Genomic DNA, 16,649 nt, shown 5'->3' on the forward strand with positions numbered 1-16,649 from the left:
AGGTGAACGGATGAACCTGCTCGACGGCGTCAAGATCCTCAGCTTCAATCACTATCTCGCAGGCCCGTTGGCGGCGCAGACGCTGGCCGATCTCGGCGCCGACGTCATCGCAGTCGAGCCGATCGAGGGCGCGTTCCAGCGCAACTGGGCGGTTGCCAACCACTTCGTCGCGGGCGACAGCGTCAATCATCTGGCCACGGGGCGTAACAAGCGCAGCCTCGCCGTCGATCTCAAGCATCCCGATGGCATAGCCGCGGTGAAGAAGCTGGTCGCGACCGCCGATGTCGTGATGGAGAATTTCCGGCCAGGCACGATGGCCAAGCTCGGCCTCGGCTACGACACACTCAAGGCGATCAACCCCGGTTTGATCTATGCGGTTGCCACCGGCTTCGGATCGGAGGGGCCGTACAAAGATCGTCCCGGTCAGGACCTGCTGCTTCAGGCGATGTCGGGCCTTGCAATGCGGACGGGGCGTGCCGATGGCGAACCGACGGCGGTCGGTGCCGTCATTGTCGATCAGCATGCCGCCTCGCTCTATGCGATGAGTATTCTCGCGGCGCTGTTCGCGCGGACGAAGTCCGGCAAGGGGCAGCTCGTCGAGGTCAACCTCTATCAGGCCGCGCTCGATCTCCAGGTCGAGCCGCTGACCGCCTGGCTGAATGGCGCGCCGTCGCCGACGCCCCGCGGGCCGGCCGGCATCGCGGCGTGGTTCAGCCCCGGTCCCTATGGCATTCACGCGACGGCAGACGGCCATATGGCAATCTCGATGGCCTCGCCCAAGGCGCTCGCGGTCGCGCTCGACAGCGAAGAGCTGAAGCAGTTCGGGGAGAGTGACAGTTTCTCGAAGCGCGAGGAGATCACGCGGATCGTTGCCGCGCGGTTGAAGCGGAAGCCGACGGCGGAATGGCTGCCCGCGCTGGAAGCCGCGCGGGTTTGGCACGCGCCCGTGCAGGATTATCGCGACCTGGTCTCCGATCCCCAGCTCAATCATCTCGGCGCGTTCAAGAGCGCCGAGAGCGCGGGGGGCGCGCCGATCCGAATGGTCGCGCATCCCGCGCGATATGACGGCGAAACGCCGGAGGTGAGATTAGTGCCGCAGCGACTGGGCGCCCAGACCCGCGAGGTGCTTGGCGAGATCGGCTACGGCGCGGCGGAGATCGACGCGATGGTCATCAGCAAGGCTGTGGGAGTGGCGTGATGATCGATTTCTCGCTGCCTGAGGAGACCCGCCTTTTGGTCGACACCGTCCGCCGTTTCGTCGAGACGGAGGTGCAGCCGCTCGAAGATATTGTCGAACAGACAGCCAAAGTGCCGGCGGATGCGCTGGCGGTGACCAAGGCCAAGGCGCAGAAGCTCGGCCTTTACGCCATGAACATGCCGGCCGATGTCGGCGGCGGCGGGCTGTCTTGCGTCGAGCATTGCCTGGTCGAGGAGGAATTCGGCAAGACCTCGGACGCGCTGATCCGCCGGGTGTTCGGCCAGGTCTATCCGATGCTGATGGCCTGCAAGGGCGATCAGGTCGAGCGCTATTTGCTGCCGACGGTGAAGGGCGACAAGATCTGCGCCATGGCGATCACCGAGCCGGGCGCCGGCTCAGACGCGGCGTCGATCAGCACGACCGCTCAGCTCGACGGCGATCAGTGGGTCCTCAACGGCACCAAGCATTTCATCAGCGACGGCGACATTGCCGACTACGTGATCCTGATGGCGCTGACCGACAAGGAGAAGCGGGCGCGGGGCGGCATCACGCTGTTCCTGGTCGATCGAGCTACGGCCGGCTTCAAGGTCGCGCGCATCCAGCCGATGATGGGCCATCGCGGCTATGGCCATGCCGAGCTGAGCTTCGAGAACTGCCGCATTCCCAAGGCGGCCGTGCTCGGCGAGATCGGCGGCGGCTTCAAGCTGATCATGCAGAGCGTGCTGCAGATCCGGCTCGCCCATATCGGCGCCCGCGCCGTCGGCATGGCGCAGCGCGCGCTGGAGATGATGCGCAAGCACGCCGGCGAGCGTCGCCAGTTCGGCCAGCTGATCGGCGACTTCCAGATGGTGCAGAAGCTGATCGCCGATTCCGCCACCGAGATCTTTGGCGTCAAGATGATGGTGCTGAACGCCGCCTGGGACATAGACCAGGGCCGGGATGCGCGCGACAAGGTCTCGATGATCAAGGTCGCGGCCTCCGAGATGCAGGGCCGCGTGGTCGACCGCTCCATCCAGGTGTTCGGCGGCATGGGATTCAGCAAGGATCTGCCGCTGGAGCGCATGTATCGCGACGCCCGCGTCACCCGCATCTATGACGGCACCTCCGAAATCCACCGCATGCTGGTTGCGCGCAGCACCATCAAGAACGGCTTGCAGCTCTAGGAAGCGTTTCATGGCTCACGCACCTCTCAAGCCCGGCGCTGCGTTCGCGTTCCGCAAGACTATGACCGTTGCCGAACAGGCGATGTTCACGGGAATCAGCGGCAATCTCGGCGGTCTCTACGTCGATGCCGTTCGCGCCAGGAAGGTCGGCGCCGCCAACATGGTTGCCTTCGAGCTCGCCGTCGGCGGTCTCGCTACCACCTGTCTCAGCCAGCTCGGCGGACCGACACGGCGGATCGGCAGCATCGCGCTGAACTTTGCCGCGCCGGTGATCGTCGGCGAGTCCGTCGAGGCCAGGGCCGAGATCGTCTCCGTTGATGGTGATGATGCGGTCTGTCGCGTTACCTGCACGCTGTCACCCTCAGGCGCGACCGTGGTGGACGGCACCGCGACACTGGTTCCCTTTGCCAAGGGCTGAGCCATGTACGAGCCAAAATCCTTTGATGATCTCAAGGTGAATGACAGGGTCAGCCTGAGCAAGACCATCACCGAGGCCGACGGCGCGCTCTATATCGCCGCCACCGGCGATTTTGGCCCGGTTCACGTCGATGAGGTCTATGCCGGCGCGACGCGCTTTGGCCGCAGGCTGGCGCCCGGCATCATGGTTGCCGGCCTCTGCACCAGCATCCTCACCTCTGAGCTGGTTGGCACCATCGGGGTCTCGGTAGAGGACCGGTTCTGGTTCACTGGTCCCGTGTTCTACGGCGACACGCTCACCTTCGACGTCTGGATCGCCGAGCAGCTCGATGAGACCCGCACCATCATCTGGGAGGCGAGCGCGCGTAACGAGAACGGCCTGGAAGTGCTGAAGGCGCGGGCGAGCCTGAAATTCCCGCGGCGCAAATCGTCATGAGCAAGCCGATGAAGAAACCCGACTTACGTGGCGTCACGGTCGCAACCGTGCTGCCCTTTAAGGATAATCTGTCCATCGACTGGGACGGTTATGCCCGCCTGCTCGACTATTGCGCCTGTCCGGACGGAATCGCGGCAGTGTTCGTCAATGGACATGCGGGCGAGGGCGGGTCGCTTTCGGATGATGAACGGCAGGCGGTGATCGCGCGGACGCGCCGGCAGATCGGCGGGAAGCCGCTGCTTTCGGGCATCATCGCGCATTCCACGGCGGAGGCGATCCATCAGGCGCAACTCGCGGAAGCTGCCGGCGCCGATTGCGCCGTGCTGTTCCCACCGGCGCCGCTGGGCGGCGGAGCATCCGCGACCTCGCGCGCGCCCCTGGCTTTCGTGCAGGCGGTGAGCTCCGCGATCGGAATTCCGGTCTCCATCTTCCAGTATCCGCTGGCGTCCGGCTTCGGCTATTCGCCGGAGACGCTGGCGAAGATCGCAGCGCTCGACAGCGTCATCGCCGTCAAGGAAGGCAGCGATACCATGCTGGCCTATGACGAGAACCGGCGGGCGGTGAAGCAGGCCGACGCTACTGTCGCCATCCTGCCGTCGAACTTCAACTGGTTCCTGCCGCAACTCGCCGTCGGCGGCGACGGCGTTCTCTCCGGCCTGGTCAGCCTCGCACCGCATTTGTTCGCAGAGCTGTGGCAGGCTGCGCTCGCCGACGACCTCAAGGCGATGCGCGCCGTCAACGAGCGGCTCTATCCGATCGTGCGGTCGATCTATGGGCCTGCGCCGATCATGGACATGCACACGCGCATGAAGGTCGGGCTGAAAGCGCTCGGCCTGATCCGCAACGCCGATCCGCGTCCGCCGCTGCTGCCGGTTCTGCCTGCACTGTGCGACGCCATCGCAACCACCGTCGGTGCCGCGCGCGCGGCCGGCGACATTCGTCTGGCATGAGGGACGGTGCATGCCGGACGAAGCCTTCATCCATATCGTGCGGGTCGACATCGATCCGGAGCACGAGGCTGCGTTCAACACCTGGTACGAGCAGAAGCACTTTCCCGATCTGCTCGCCTGTCCCGGCTGGCTCTCGGCAAGGCGCTTCGTCTCCATCGGCGACGGACCGAGATACGCCGCGATGTACGAAGTCGCGGGACGATGGGCATTCGAGACACCGGAGTTCCTGAAGGTGAAAGGCTTCGGTCCGTTTGAATCTCTGGTGAAGAATTTCATGCGCATCCAGCTGAGGCCGATGTCGGGACCCGCCTGAGCAGATCGAAGACGATGCTGCCTGCAGGATCGCAAGATCCGGCCGGCCGCATCCAAGAAACGTTGAGGGAATTCCGGAAGAGGGACTGCATCGGTTATTGGCGTCTTACTGGAGGTATTCATGGTTTCGACACTGCTTCGCTTGGGTGCTGCTGTACTCGTTCTCGCATCCGCGTCCGCGCATGCCGCGTGTACGCCCGCGATCACCGATGACAATCTGATCGCGCCCGGTAAACTGCAGCTCTCCATCAACCCGACCAATCCGCCGCAGCAATTCGTCGACAAGGACGGGCAGTTGCAGGGGCTCAACGTGGAACTCGCCGCCGAGCTCGGCAAGCGGTTGTGCCTTCCGGTCGAACTCGTCCGGATGGATTTTCCGGCGATGATTCCCGCGCTCAACGCCGCCCGCATCGACGGCATCGACACCGGCATGTTCTGGACCGAGGAACGCTCCAAGCTGATGTACATGGTGCCCTACGCCATTCAGGCGATTTCGGTCGTAGTTGCGCCCGACAGCGGCACAAAAATTGCTACTGAAAACGATCTGATCGGAAAGTCATCCGCGGTCGAGGTCAGCAGCTACCAGATGAACTGGCTCAAGAAACTCAGCGACGCCAGCGTTGCGAAAGGTGGAGCCGCCGTCGAGATGCGGACGTTCCCCACCGCGACCAACGTCGTCAGCGCGCTGCTTGCGGGCCAAGTGGATAACGCGCTGCTGGTCGATAGTGTCGCGCGCGATCTCACCAGCCGGGGCCGCGTCAAGGAAGTGCTGAGCGGCCTAGGCACCGCGCGTACGACGCTCGGCTTCCGTAACAAGGTGGTGGTTGACGCAGTCGTCAAGGCGCTCAACGCGATGCGGGCTGACGGCTTTTATCAGGCACTGTTCGACAAGTTCGGCCTGACTGCCATGCCGGCCGACCAGCCGCTTGCGATCGCCGGCCCCGGTCCGGCCTGATATCAACGGAGACGAGCCGATGAGCCATTTCAGTTTGACGGCCGCCGTCAGCTACTTCTTCAACTACTTCCTGATGAAGGGAGTGCTCGTCACCATCGGCTTGACGGTAGCGGCGGTCGTCGGCGGATTGATCCTCGGCATGGGCATCGCGCTATTGCGCATGTCGTCCAATCCGGTGCTCGCGGGTGCCGCGCGCCTCTACATCTGGTTCTTCCGCGGCACGCCGCTCTTGATCCAGCTGGTGGTGATCTACAGCGGGCTGCCGCAGCTCGGGATCAAGTTCTCCGTGATCACCTGCGCGCTCGTCGGCCTGATCCTCAACGAGGCGGCCTATCTCGCCGAGATCGTGCGCAGCGGCTTCATGGCCGTCTCGGCGGGGCAACGCGAAGCGGCCTGGGCACTCAGCCTGTCGCCATGGGTGACGTTCCGTCGCGTCACCCTGCCGCAGGCGTTCCGGCTGATGATCCCGCCGCTCGGCAACTCCATCAACTCGCTGTTGAAGGCGACCTCGCTTGCTTCGGTGATCTCGGTCGAGGAGCTGATGCGCCGCAGTGACATGCTGATGCAGGAGCATTTCCAGATCCTCGAAGTCTATGCGGCCGCGACCGCGTATTACCTGATCCTCACATCAGTCTGGGATGCGGTGCAGCGCCGGCTCGAGAAGCATTTCGGACGGTCGAGCGTTGCGAAATCCAGGAAGGTCGCGACGGCGGCGCCGGTCACGCGGGCGAGCGCGGAGGCCCGGGCATGAGCCAGACACCGATGATGACGGAACGTGCAACAGTGCAGCCGCAGCTCAGTGAGGTACCTGCGGTGCGCATGGAGGCGGTCTACAAGCACTATGGTGACTTCACGGCGTTGAACGAGGTCGATCTCAAGGTCGCCAAGGGCGAGAAGATCGTTGTCTGTGGTCCCTCCGGCTCGGGCAAGTCGACGCTCATCCGCTGCATCAACCACATCGAGAAGCACGACGAGGGGCTGATCTATGTCAACGGCGTCGAACTCGACCATCAGCGCAAGAACATCGATGCGGTCAGACGCGACACCGGCATGGTATTCCAGAGCTTCAATCTGTTCCCGCACATGACGGTGCTGGAGAATTGCACTCTGGCGCCAATGACCGCGAACGGCATGAGCGAGGCGGAGGCCAAGGACCTCGCCATGCATTTCCTGACGAAAGTCCGGATTCCGGACCAGGCCGAGAAATATCCTGGGCAGCTCTCGGGCGGCCAGCAGCAGCGCGTCGCCATCGCGCGGGCACTCTGCATGCGTCCCAAGATCATGCTGTTCGACGAGCCGACCTCGGCGCTCGATCCTGAGATGGTCAAGGAGGTGCTGGAGACGATGAAGAAGCTCGCCGAAGAGGGCATGACCATGCTGTGCGTGACCCATGAAATGGGCTTTGCCCGCGAGGTTGCCGACCGCATCGTGTTCATGAACGAGGGCAAGGTGGTCGAGCAGGCCGCGCCTGAGGAATTCTTCAAGCATCCGAAGTCGGAGCGGGCGCGGACGTTCCTCGACCAGATCATTCACTAGATGGCGGCCGTATCCGGCGACATGACGCAAACATTTGGCGCGCGCCTGCGCGGCATCCACGCCGCCACGATCGTGCCGATGACGGTCGATTTCGCCGTGGATGAGGCGCAACTCTCAGCCCATCTCGCCGCAGTCGCGTGCACGCCCGGCATAAATGGGCTCCTCGTCAACGGTCATGCCGGCGAGAATTTCGTTCTGTCGCTGGCCGAGAAAGTGCGGGTCGTGGAGCTGGCGCGCCGACACGCGCCGGAGGACTGCCTGATTGTCTCGGGGGTCAATCATGAATCGAGCCTCCAGGCCGCGCGCGAGGCGGCTGCGCTGGAGAGGGCCGGCGCGGATGGGCTGCTGGTGTTTCCTCCCAACAGCTGGGCGCTCGGCCATGCCGATGACTGCGTGATCGAGCATCACCGCCGCATCCGCGATGCGACGGCCGCACCGCTGATGCTCTATGCCGCGCCCGTCGGCGCGGGCGCGATGCCCTACGTCCCGTCGCTGCTGGAACGGCTCGTCGAAGATCCTCGCTTCGTTGCGATCAAGGAGGGCAGCTGGGAGGTTGCGACGTACGAGCAGAACTCGCGGCTGATCCGCCAGCTGCGTCCGGACTTCGTCGTGCTCGGCTCCGGCGACGAACATCTGCTGACGAGCTATCTCGTCGGCTCGGCCGGCAGCCAGGTCAGCCTCGCCTGCGTGGTGCCGGAGCTTGTCGTCAGCCTCTGGGATGCGGCCGAGGCAGGCGACTGGGCGCGGGCGCGCGCCGCGCATGAGAAGCTCTATCCCCTTGCTGTCGCGATCTATCGCAATGCGCCGGGAGGACGGGCGACGGCGCGGCTCAAGGCGTGCCTGAAATTGCTCGGACGTCTTTCGTGTGACGCAGTACGGCCGCCGCAGCCTTCGGCCACACCAAACGAGTCGCGAGCACTCGAACAGGCGCTGCGGATTGCCGGCGCCCTCTAGGAAACGAAGGACGATGCGCGCCAGCCTTCAATTGACGAAGCGCTTCACAGCTTCAGCTCAAGGCGTGACCGGCCAATCCATAGACCCACGGCTCGTTTTCCCTTCGGTTCAGGAATCGCCGTCCCTTGGACATGGTTGTGACGGTGTCGCTCATCCCGAGGCGGCTCTGTTGAAGGAAGTCCGCAAACAGGCCCGTTTGCTCCCGCGTATCCACGCGGGCGAACCTTCCGGCGAGATCCTTGAGATGGACGGCCGTAAGATGGATCGCGTCACAATCATTGCTGGCGACGATCGGGCCGATCACATGACCGCGCCCGAATTCGCGCTTCATGGAATAACCGACGGTCTCACCGGCGCGGCGCAGGACGAAGATTGACGCGCCTTCGGAAAGCAGTGCAAGCAGCTTGTGACGGTTGGCTCCGAACGCGCGCTCGTCCAGTGCCGCGATCGCTTCGGTATCGTCGGTGGACAGCGGGCTCAATTCACCATCCAGCGCCGGCACTGGCGGAGGTGGTGACACGACCTCGCCTTGCCACTGATACACCGTGGCCTCCTTCGTGAAGCCCAGCGAAAGATATAGATGATACGCGGCATCGGTCGAGTTGAGGCTCAAATTCCGGTTGCCACACCGCTCGAACACCTGCTCCATGAGCCAACGGCCAGTACCCTGAGCCTGGGTTCGAGGCGATGTGATCACGAGGCCAATGGTCGCGAATTCGCGGCCATATGGAAACCACATCGCGCTGCCGAAGACGCGTCCTATGCCATCAACGGCTACGATCCCGTGGCCTGCGCGGCGCAAGAAATCCCAATCCTTGGGCCGATGCGGCCAGCCAACCCCAGCCGAGAGCGCGTGGAGCAGCGTCACATCAACGTCGTTGACGTCTTTCGCAGCCAGTTCAAAGGACTTCACGCGTACCGTTCGTCCCATCTCGACTCGTCCATTCCTTCGCGGGATGCCAATCTCTCGCACATCGCGCCTTTTCTCTCCCGCCAAAATGGACAGCGGGCGCATTTCGCCGCACTATCGCACGGAAAGCCAGCAGGTTTCGCCTGTTTGGGCCTTCTTTTCGAAATCTTCGGCCTGTCTTGCAACGTAATTCGGCAGGGAAAGCTCCGGCTTGCAGCTACCCTCTCGGTGTTCGGCAAGAACTGTGCAGGCAGAGCGGATCGCCGTGAATCCCCAAGAGAGTCTTGCAAGGCTAATCGCTTTTCCCGGCGTCGTCGACATGCCGGGCGGGGCAGGGGCGTGCATCGATGGCATTTCTTTTCAATTCTGATGCTGCCAGGGGGGCAATCTTCCGGAAGGCTTTTGCGTGCGAGCTCCCCGATCTGGAATTTTACCATTGCAGCGAAAATTTCGACCCGGAAAAGGTGCGCTACCTGCTGACCTGGAGCGCGCCCGACGATCTCTCGCGCTTTTGTAATCTGGAGTTGCTCTTTTCCATAGGGGCTGGGGTCGACCAGTTCAAGCCGGAGACCATACCTGGTCATGTAAAGCTCGTGCGCATGGTCGAGGATGGCATCGTTCGCATGATGCAGGAATACGTCGTCCTTGGTGTGCTGACGCTGCATCGCGAGATGCTGGCCTACCGGGAGCAGCAGAGCAGGGGCGTTTGGCAAGCGCTAGCAACGTCCCAGGCGACCGATCGGCGTATTGGCTTCCTCGGCCTTGGCATGCTGGCGCAAGCCGCGATCGACCGATTGAAGCCGTTTCGATTTTCCCTTGCCACGTGGAGCCGCAGCAAGAAGGTGGTCGAGGGAGTCGCCTGCTTTCATGGGGACGACCAGCTTGGCGATTTCCTGCGAGGAACCGATATCCTCGTATGTCTTCTTCCCCTGACGGAGCAAACAAGCGGTATCCTGAACGCAAGGCTCTTCTCGCTTTTGCCAGCGGGAGCGAGGCTGCTACACGTCGGCCGCGGCCCGCAGCTTGACCAGGGCGCACTGATCGAGGCGCTCGACAGCGGGCATTTGGCAGCAGCGATGCTTGACGTCACCGATCCCGAGCCGCTGCCGGAAAGCCATCCACTCTGGTCTCATCCGAAGGTGATCATCACGCCGCATATCGCGTCCGTGACGCAACCGCATTCGGCAGCACAAGCCGTCATAGAGAACATCCGGCGTCACCGTGCTGGACAAAATCCGATCGGCCTTGTCGATCGAGCACTCGGCTACTAACAGGAAAAACGCCATGTCACTTCTGATCACCATCGACACCAATCCGGACTTCGCACCGAAGAACGCATTGCCTGCCCCGGAACGGCTCATTTCCGGCAATCCATCGTTCAAGACCTGGGCCCAGGACGCCTCGAAAGGCGAGAAGGTGCTGACCGGCGTCTGGGAAGCAACGCCGGGCGAGACCCATTCCATCAAGGGCACCACCTTCGAGTTCTGCCACATTCTCTCGGGCGTCATCGAAATCGAGGAAAAGGGGGGTGAGACCAGGAGGTACCGCGCCGGCGACAGCTTTGTGATGAAGCCCGGCTTCGTCGGGGTCTGGCGGACGATCGAGACCGTGCGAAAGATCTACGTCTGCCATTATGACTGAGACAACGTTGAGGGCAGCACTAGCAGCCCTCAGAATGTTCGACCTCCGGGACCGCGCCTAACCAAATTCAACGCGGCCAGACACTTCATTCTCAATGAAAAATGCGGCGTGCCGTCCTGTATGGCTCGCATGAAGCGACTTCGCCTCGCCACGCGCAAATCAGGCAGTGATGGTGAGGCCGGGCCCGAAGGCAAGGAGCAAGCCCATGATTGCGTTGAAGGACAAGGATCTGTTTCGCCAGCAAGCGCTGATCGGCGGCGACTGGCGGGATGCGAGCACGAAAGCCACCGTTGATGTCATCGATCCTGCCAGCCAGAAAGTGCTTGGCACCATCCCTGACATGGGCAAAGACGAGACCAGGGCAGCAATCGAGGCTGCGGCCGCTGCGTTCAAGCACTGGAAGGCAAAGACTCATGCAGAGCGTGCCGCGCTGCTGGAGCGTTGGTATGAGCTCATGCGACGCCATGAGCAGGATCTGGCGCTTCTGCTCACGCTGGAACAGGGCAAGCCGCTTGCTGAATCGCTCGGAGAAATCCGTTATGGCGCATCCTTCGTCAAATGGTTTGCCGAAGAGGCCCGCCGCATCAACGGATCGACTATCCCGGCGCCCACAGCCGATCGCCGCATTCTGGTGCTGAAAGAGCCCGTCGGCGTCTGCGGGATCATCACGCCCTGGAATTTCCCCAACGCGATGATCACGCGCAAGGTGGCACCAGCGCTTGCCGCGGGCTGCACAGTCGTCATCAAACCTTCCGAATTTACGCCTTTTTCAGCTCTCGCCATTGCTGTTCTGGCTGAGCGGGCCGGAATTCCGGCGGGCGTGATCAACATCGTGACGGGCATGCCGGCAGACATTGGCGCGGAGCTGATGGCCAACGAAACCGTCCGCAAGATCTCGTTCACCGGATCGACCCGCGTCGGCGCTTTGCTGATGAAGGGCGCCGCCGACAACATCAAGAGACTGAGCCTTGAGCTCGGTGGCAACGCGCCGTTCATCGTTTTTGACGATGCCGATATCGACCGGGCGGTCGAGGGGGCGATTGCGTCAAAATTCCGCAATGGCGGGCAAACGTGCGTCTGCTGCAATCGCATTCTGGTTCAATCCGGCATTTACGACGCCTTCGCCCGGAAGCTTGCCAGCCAGGTCGCAAAAATGAAGGTCGGTCCCGGCACGGAAGACGACGTTGCGATTGGGCCGATGATCAATGGCGCGGCGATCGAGAAGATCAAGCGGCACGTTACGGACGCCCTGAACAAGGGCGCAAAGATCATCGCGGAGAGTGGGGCGGTGCCGGAAGGTCGGCAATATGCCCGCCCTGTCGTGCTCGGCGGCGCAACCACCGAGATGCTGCTGGCTTCAGAGGAGACCTTCGGGCCGGTCGCACCGCTTTTCCGCTTCGAGACCGAGGACGAGGCGATTGCGATCGCAAATGGCACGCCATTCGGCCTTGCCGCCTATTTCTATACTGAAAACCTCAAACGCTCATGGCGTGTTGCCGAGGCGCTCGAGTTCGGCATGGTCGGCTTGAACACCGGCCTGATCTCGACCGAGGTGGCGCCGTTCGGTGGCGTCAAGCAGTCGGGCCTCGGACGCGAGGGATCCCAGCTCGGGATAGAAGAATATCTCGAGACCAAGGCGCTCCATGTCGGCGGTTTGGACTGAGCGGCCATCGAATCAGCAGCTGAAACAAGAAAAGGGGGCGGTCGAACCGCCCCCTTTTTCCTTCACTGCGTACCGATCTCGATTGAAGCTTTTGAAGAGCTGAAGCGCAACGAGAGAACCCGAGGGAACTGCGCTCAGGCGCTTTTGCGCAGGGGCTCAAGGCCGACTGCCGCAGCAAGCCCTCCGATGTCAGCGACCTCGGTGTATTCATAGAAGGGGTTCGCGGGCTCGTGACCGCGGTTGACCCAGACCTTGTTCTTGATTCCGAGATCGTAGGCCGTCATCAGGTCGTAGCGGAAGGAGGAGGAGACGTGGGTAATGTCTTCCGGCCCGCAGCCCAGCTTGTCAAACATGTACTCAAAGCCCTTCATGTGCGGCTTGTAGGCGCCGGTTTCCTCGGCCGTGATGACCATGTGGAAGGGGGCACCGAGCTTCTCCACGTTCGACATGATGAGGTTCTTCATGGAGTTCGACAGGATGACCAGCGGAATCTCCCTGGCGACTTTGGCCAGACCCGCTGGGACGTCGGGATGTGGACCCCATGTGTGGATCTCTTCATTGATGCGCTGGGCATGCTCCGGACGAAATGCGATGCCGTTGCGCTTGCACGCGCGCTCCAGCGCATTGTGCACGACCTCGAAGTACGGCTTCCAGGCGCCGAGAACCTCGTCGAGGCGGTAAGCCGAAAAATCCTTGATCAGCTTTGCCATAGCCGTCGACGAGAGCTCGGAGCCATAGACTCTCCTTGCTGCGCCGGCCATGTCGAAATTGGTCAGCGTGCCGTAACAGTCGAAGGTGATGTACTTGGGTCTAAACGTTGCCATGGCTCGATCCTTTTCGTCCTCACGCACCGCGCTCCGGTACGACAGGGATCATAGCGGGCAGACGGCCGGATAAAGCACCGCTGTCGCGGCGGCCGGAAGCAGATTGTGTCGTATCGGATCGCAGGCATGGCAGAGAGTTGTGCGAACAGGTGATTTCGACTTGAGCACCAATGCCTGGCGCAGATGCCGGCATAAGATGCGGCGCAGGTCGTCAATGACAGTCAAAATGCCCTTCGTCGATGTCCAGCCTGGGAGCAAGTGCTGTTCTGGGCGTCTTACGTTGAGCTCCGAAGACATCGGAGCGGGCCGCACGAGCATTGCGGCTGATCTGGAGGACGACATGTTGAGCAACTCGCTGATTGAGCTCGATCGCGCGCATCTGATTCACCCGGTCTCATCCTATCGCAGCCACGAGGCGACAGGCGTCCGTGTGCTGAAGTCGGGGAAGGGCGCGACGCTGACCGACGTCTCGGGACGTCAATTGCTGGACGGTTTTGCGGGCCTGTGGTGTGTCAATGCCGGCTACGGACAGGACAGCATCGTCGAGGCGGCCTTGAGGCAGCTCCGCGAGCTGCCTTATGCGACGGGCTATTTCGGGTTGGGCTCCGACCCGGCGATCCGGCTGGCCGCCAGGCTGGCCGAATTGGCGCCTGGCGATCTGAACCATGTCTATTTCACCTTGGGCGGCTCCGATGCCGTCGACAGCACGATCCGGTTCATCCGGTACTATTATCACGCCAAGGGTAGGCCGCAGAAGGACCAGTTCATTTCGCTCGAGCATGGCTACCATGGATCGTCGACCGCCGGATCCGGCCTGACTGCTCTGCCGGCCTTTCATGCGGGATTTGGAGTGCCATACAACTGGCAGCACAAGATTCCGTCGCACTACGCCTATCGCAATCCTGTCGGTCCCCATCCACAGGCCATCATTGCGGCCTCGGTCGCGGCGTTGCGAGCCAAGATCGCCGAACTCGGCGCCGAACGCGTCGCCGCCTTCTATGTCGAGCCGATACAGGGGTCAGGAGGCGTCCTCGTTCCGCCGCCGTCTTGGCTGAAGGCGATGCATGCTGTTTGCAGGGAGCACGATGTTCTGTTCGTTGCCGATGAGGTCATCACCGGCTTCGGCCGTGTCGGTCCGCTGTTCGCTTGTGAAGAGGACGATGTCGTGCCGGATCTCATGACCACGGCCAAGGGCCTGACGTCGGGCTATGTGCCGATGGGGGCCGTTCTGGTGTCCGACCGCGTCTACAACACCATTGCAGACGGCGCCGGCAAGGCGGCTGTCGGCCACGGCTACACCTATTCCGCACACCCCGTCAGCGCAGCCGTCGGGCTCGCGTGCCTGGATCTTTACGAAAACGGCCTGCTGGAGAACGGCCGTAAGGCCGGGCATCTTCTGATGGAAGGACTTCGCGGGCTTGCCGATCATCCGCTCGTCGGCGATGTCAGGGGGCGTGGTATGCTGGGCGCAATCGAGCTTGTCACCGACAAGCAGCGCAAGACGCCGCTGCCGGCGGAAGCCGACGCGGCGCGCCGTATCTTCGATCGTGCATGGGACAACGGCCTCGTCATCCGCGCCTTCGCGCAGGGCGTGCTGGGCTATGCGCCGCCGCTCTGCTGCACGGATGCGGATATCGACGGCATCATCGAACGGACAAGGGTCACGCTCGACCAGACGCTCGAAGACAAGGACGTCCGCGCAGCGATGAAAGGTTGATCGCTGCGCCTGCTTGTCAGCTATTGAAGATGCTTTCGAGCGGCAAATGGGACTTCACGATCGGCGATTTCAGCACGACGAAACTGAAATATTTGTCGATGCCGATATCCATCTCGACCAGGCGTTCCATGACCGCCTGGTACTCGCTGATCCCGGCCGTGATGAATTTGACGAGATAGTCGTATCCGCCCGAAACGAGATGGCACTCGACCACGGAATCGATCTTCTCGATCGTCGTGAGAAAGCGCGCGAAATCGATCTGACGATGATTCTTGAGGGTGATTTCGGCGAAGACAGTCAGAGTTTGGCCGAGCTTGGAAACGTCAATCTGGGCGGAATAGCCGGTGATGAAACCTTCCGTCTGGAGCCTCTTCACGCGCATCAGGCACGGGCTCGGAGAAAGGTTGATCAGCTCTGCGAGCTCGACGTTGGAAATCCGCCCGTTCTTCTGCAGTTCGCATAAAATCCTGATGTCGATCTTATCAAGCTTCATCGCAATGCCATGAGATGGGGGCGACAACGGCGTCAAGGATCTGAGACTTCTGCGTCATACATATTGTCATAACATCAACCAGCGTGTTTTCCCACCGGACGGTGGAAACTGCCTTTAGAACTCGCTGACCTTGCCCCAGGCGCTCATTTTCAGCCGCTCCGGCCTGTAGGGGCGCGGATCGACAATGGGCGGACTGCCCGTGATGATGTCGGCGATCATATGCCCCGCGCCCGGGCCAATTCCAAAACCGTGGCCGCTGAACCCCGCCGCAAGAATGAAACCTGGAATCGATTCAACTTCACCGATCGCGGGAATGCCGTCCGGCGTGCTGTCGATGTAGCCGGCCCAGACGTTCGAGATCGCGACGTGCCGGAGTTCCGGCACGAGCCTGCAGGCTCTTCGGTGCGTCAGCCGAATCTGCCTCATGTCAGGGCGTGGATCGAGCGTCCGGTTCAGCTCCATCGGGGTCACCGCATCGAGACGCCATTTCGCCAGGGATTCATGGCCCTGCCTCAGGCCCTCGAAAGCCCCAGGGCTGAGACTTCGCCACCGGCGCGCGAACATGGGCAGGAATTCGCGGCCGAACCTGAACTGCTGCGGCGTCGGATCGACCCGCGCACGCCCGCTGATTGCCAGCGTGTATCCGCCATTGCCGCGTCGCGTGGCCGATACCAGCCCGGCGTACAGGGCATCAGGCAGCCCGGCCGCGCCGGGAGCCAGCGCGAGAATGGAAGAGCGCACGGATGCCTGCGGAAAGCGAATACCAAGCTGGTTGCAAAACGAAGACGCCCACGCGCCTCCTGCCATGACCACCGTTTTCGTCCGGATCGTGCCGGCTTCGGTCACCACTCCGCTGACCCGGCCGGCAGTGAGCTCTATGCCGCGCGCCGCGCAATGCTGGTGCACCGTGCCGCCCGCCGCCATGATCGCACGCGCCGCGATGGGCACGGCCTTTGAGGTGTCCGCCGTCCCATCGGTTGGCGAGAATACGCCTCCTTTCCACTTGCGACCGGTCATCTTGCCTCTCGCGTTCGCCTCCTCGGCGCTCAACATGTGCGTCGTAACGCCGACGGTCCTGGCGAAGTCGCGCCACTTGGCCCAGCCGGCCAGCTCATTTTCGTCGTTTGACAAGTACAGCAGACCGCAACGGCGAAAACCGATATCCTCACCCGTCTCCTCGGCAACTCGCTCCCAGAGCGCGAGGCTCTTGGTTGCAAGCGGCAGCTCGCGGGCGTCGCGGTTCTGCTGGCGGCACCATCCCCAGTTGCGGCTTGATTGTTCGGCGGCGACGCGGCCCTTTTCAAGCAGGGCGACCTTGAGGCCGCGACGGGCGAGATAGTAGCTCGTGAATACGCCCACCACGCCGCCGCCGATGACCACGACGTCTGTCTCACGAGGCAAGGACGGACTGGATTCGATATGCAGGAGCGGTGCGCTCATCGGACGGTGATCTCCGGTGGTTGCCGTAGCGTAACCGAGG

The 16,649-nt window shown here is 62.5% G+C and carries 18 protein-coding genes; 14 read left to right on the forward strand and 4 right to left on the reverse strand.

Annotation, left to right across the window (positions count from 1 at the left end):
* Positions 1-10: 10 nt before the first annotated feature.
* From XH98_RS32970 to XH98_RS33015, 10 genes are all read left to right on the forward strand, one after another.
* Complete coding sequence (locus tag XH98_RS32970) at positions 11-1,198, forward strand: CaiB/BaiF CoA transferase family protein (protein WP_271603295.1); 1,188 nt, start codon at positions 11-13, stop codon at positions 1,196-1,198.
* Positions 1,198-2,361: an acyl-CoA dehydrogenase family protein gene (locus tag XH98_RS32975; RefSeq protein WP_271621074.1), complete on the forward strand. Its 1,164-nt coding sequence runs from the start codon at positions 1,198-1,200 to the stop codon at positions 2,359-2,361. Before XH98_RS32970 ends, XH98_RS32975 begins: the two co-directional genes overlap by 1 nt.
* Positions 2,362-2,371: 10 nt before the next feature.
* Positions 2,372-2,779, forward strand: coding sequence for a MaoC/PaaZ C-terminal domain-containing protein (locus tag XH98_RS32980; protein ID WP_271603293.1), 408 nt, complete (start codon positions 2,372-2,374; stop codon positions 2,777-2,779).
* Positions 2,780-2,782: 3 nt separating this feature from the next.
* The gene (locus XH98_RS32985; protein WP_057758536.1) at positions 2,783-3,214 is read left to right on the forward strand and encodes a MaoC/PaaZ C-terminal domain-containing protein; all 432 of its coding nucleotides are present in this window, start codon (positions 2,783-2,785) and stop codon (positions 3,212-3,214) included.
* Positions 3,215-3,222: 8 nt separating this feature from the next.
* Positions 3,223-4,164, forward strand: a complete 942-nt coding sequence (locus XH98_RS32990) for a dihydrodipicolinate synthase family protein (protein WP_271603292.1) — start codon at positions 3,223-3,225, stop codon at positions 4,162-4,164.
* Between the two features lie 10 nt (positions 4,165-4,174).
* Entirely contained in the window at positions 4,175-4,477 is a 303-nt protein-coding gene (locus XH98_RS32995; RefSeq protein WP_271621075.1) for a DUF4286 family protein, read from the forward strand.
* A gap of 120 nt (positions 4,478-4,597) precedes the next feature.
* Positions 4,598-5,431, forward strand: a complete 834-nt coding sequence (locus XH98_RS33000; RefSeq protein ID WP_271603291.1) for an ABC transporter substrate-binding protein — start codon at positions 4,598-4,600, stop codon at positions 5,429-5,431.
* Between the two features lie 19 nt (positions 5,432-5,450).
* Entirely contained in the window at positions 5,451-6,182 is a 732-nt protein-coding gene (locus XH98_RS33005) for an amino acid ABC transporter permease (RefSeq protein ID WP_271621076.1), read from the forward strand.
* Positions 6,179-6,967: an amino acid ABC transporter ATP-binding protein gene (locus XH98_RS33010; RefSeq protein ID WP_271621077.1), complete on the forward strand. Its 789-nt coding sequence runs from the start codon at positions 6,179-6,181 to the stop codon at positions 6,965-6,967. The genes XH98_RS33005 and XH98_RS33010 overlap by 4 nt, the downstream gene beginning before the upstream one ends.
* Positions 6,968-7,921, forward strand: coding sequence for a dihydrodipicolinate synthase family protein (locus tag XH98_RS33015; protein ID WP_271621078.1), 954 nt, complete (start codon positions 6,968-6,970; stop codon positions 7,919-7,921).
* A 52-nt stretch (positions 7,922-7,973) separates the two neighbouring features.
* On the opposite strand, the gene XH98_RS33020 is transcribed toward XH98_RS33015, so the two are convergent.
* Positions 7,974-8,852 (reverse strand): GNAT family N-acetyltransferase, encoded by an 879-nt coding sequence (locus tag XH98_RS33020; RefSeq protein ID WP_271621079.1) that lies wholly within the window; start codon positions 8,850-8,852, stop codon positions 7,974-7,976.
* Positions 8,853-9,178: 326 nt separating this feature from the next.
* Between XH98_RS33020 and XH98_RS33025 the strand changes: the two genes are divergently transcribed.
* The 3 genes from XH98_RS33025 (at position 9,179) to XH98_RS33035 (ending at position 12,135) form a co-directional block, all read left to right on the forward strand.
* Entirely contained in the window at positions 9,179-10,102 is a 924-nt protein-coding gene (locus tag XH98_RS33025; RefSeq protein ID WP_271603287.1) for a 2-hydroxyacid dehydrogenase, read from the forward strand.
* Between the two features lie 13 nt (positions 10,103-10,115).
* Positions 10,116-10,472 carry a cupin domain-containing protein gene (locus XH98_RS33030; RefSeq protein ID WP_057758522.1) on the forward strand — a complete coding sequence of 119 codons (357 nt, stop codon included), beginning with the start codon at positions 10,116-10,118 and terminating at the stop codon, positions 10,470-10,472.
* A gap of 205 nt (positions 10,473-10,677) precedes the next feature.
* Positions 10,678-12,135 (forward strand): NAD-dependent succinate-semialdehyde dehydrogenase, encoded by a 1,458-nt coding sequence (locus tag XH98_RS33035; protein WP_271621080.1) that lies wholly within the window; start codon positions 10,678-10,680, stop codon positions 12,133-12,135.
* Positions 12,136-12,269: 134 nt separating this feature from the next.
* On the opposite strand, the gene XH98_RS33040 is transcribed toward XH98_RS33035, so the two are convergent.
* The gene (locus XH98_RS33040) at positions 12,270-12,959 is read right to left on the reverse strand and encodes a haloacid dehalogenase type II (RefSeq protein WP_271603285.1); all 690 of its coding nucleotides are present in this window, start codon (positions 12,957-12,959) and stop codon (positions 12,270-12,272) included.
* Between the two features lie 340 nt (positions 12,960-13,299).
* On the opposite strand from XH98_RS33040, the gene XH98_RS33045 reads away from it, so the two are divergent.
* Positions 13,300-14,676, forward strand: coding sequence for an aspartate aminotransferase family protein (locus XH98_RS33045; protein WP_271621081.1), 1,377 nt, complete (start codon positions 13,300-13,302; stop codon positions 14,674-14,676).
* 16 nt (positions 14,677-14,692) lie between these two features.
* On the opposite strand, the gene XH98_RS33050 is transcribed toward XH98_RS33045, so the two are convergent.
* On the reverse strand, positions 14,693-15,169 hold the full coding sequence (locus XH98_RS33050; RefSeq protein WP_057758516.1) for an Lrp/AsnC family transcriptional regulator: 477 nt from the start codon (positions 15,167-15,169) through the stop codon (positions 14,693-14,695).
* 114 nt (positions 15,170-15,283) lie between these two features.
* Positions 15,284-16,609, reverse strand: a complete 1,326-nt coding sequence (locus XH98_RS33055) for an NAD(P)/FAD-dependent oxidoreductase (protein WP_271621082.1) — start codon at positions 16,607-16,609, stop codon at positions 15,284-15,286.
* Positions 16,610-16,649 lie beyond the last annotated feature (40 nt).

Source organism: Bradyrhizobium sp. CCBAU 51745 (assembly GCF_028128715.1).
Lineage (GTDB): Bacteria > Pseudomonadota > Alphaproteobacteria > Rhizobiales > Xanthobacteraceae > Bradyrhizobium > Bradyrhizobium manausense.

Excerpts from the sequence above, each read along its gene's own strand:
- XH98_RS32970 (WP_271603295.1), top strand. The coding sequence starts at position 11 with ATGAACCTGCTCGACGGCGTCAAGATCCTCAGCTTCAATCACTATCTC.
- XH98_RS32975 (WP_271621074.1), top strand. The coding sequence starts at position 1,198 with ATGATCGATTTCTCGCTGCCTGAGGAGACCCGCCTTTTGGTCGACACC.
- XH98_RS32980 (WP_271603293.1), top strand. The coding sequence starts at position 2,372 with ATGGCTCACGCACCTCTCAAGCCCGGCGCTGCGTTCGCGTTCCGCAAG.
- XH98_RS32985 (WP_057758536.1), top strand. The coding sequence starts at position 2,783 with ATGTACGAGCCAAAATCCTTTGATGATCTCAAGGTGAATGACAGGGTC.
- XH98_RS32990 (WP_271603292.1), top strand. The coding sequence starts at position 3,223 with ATGAAGAAACCCGACTTACGTGGCGTCACGGTCGCAACCGTGCTGCCC.
- XH98_RS32995 (WP_271621075.1), top strand. The coding sequence starts at position 4,175 with ATGCCGGACGAAGCCTTCATCCATATCGTGCGGGTCGACATCGATCCG.
- XH98_RS33000 (WP_271603291.1), top strand. The coding sequence starts at position 4,598 with ATGGTTTCGACACTGCTTCGCTTGGGTGCTGCTGTACTCGTTCTCGCA.
- XH98_RS33005 (WP_271621076.1), top strand. The coding sequence starts at position 5,451 with ATGAGCCATTTCAGTTTGACGGCCGCCGTCAGCTACTTCTTCAACTAC.
- XH98_RS33010 (WP_271621077.1), top strand. The coding sequence starts at position 6,179 with ATGAGCCAGACACCGATGATGACGGAACGTGCAACAGTGCAGCCGCAG.
- XH98_RS33015 (WP_271621078.1), top strand. The coding sequence starts at position 6,968 with ATGGCGGCCGTATCCGGCGACATGACGCAAACATTTGGCGCGCGCCTG.
- XH98_RS33020 (WP_271621079.1), bottom strand. The coding sequence starts at position 8,852 with ATGGGACGAACGGTACGCGTGAAGTCCTTTGAACTGGCTGCGAAAGAC.
- XH98_RS33025 (WP_271603287.1), top strand. The coding sequence starts at position 9,179 with ATGGCATTTCTTTTCAATTCTGATGCTGCCAGGGGGGCAATCTTCCGG.
- XH98_RS33030 (WP_057758522.1), top strand. The coding sequence starts at position 10,116 with ATGTCACTTCTGATCACCATCGACACCAATCCGGACTTCGCACCGAAG.
- XH98_RS33035 (WP_271621080.1), top strand. The coding sequence starts at position 10,678 with ATGATTGCGTTGAAGGACAAGGATCTGTTTCGCCAGCAAGCGCTGATC.
- XH98_RS33040 (WP_271603285.1), bottom strand. The coding sequence starts at position 12,959 with ATGGCAACGTTTAGACCCAAGTACATCACCTTCGACTGTTACGGCACG.
- XH98_RS33045 (WP_271621081.1), top strand. The coding sequence starts at position 13,300 with ATGTTGAGCAACTCGCTGATTGAGCTCGATCGCGCGCATCTGATTCAC.
- XH98_RS33050 (WP_057758516.1), bottom strand. The coding sequence starts at position 15,169 with ATGAAGCTTGATAAGATCGACATCAGGATTTTATGCGAACTGCAGAAG.
- XH98_RS33055 (WP_271621082.1), bottom strand. The coding sequence starts at position 16,609 with ATGAGCGCACCGCTCCTGCATATCGAATCCAGTCCGTCCTTGCCTCGT.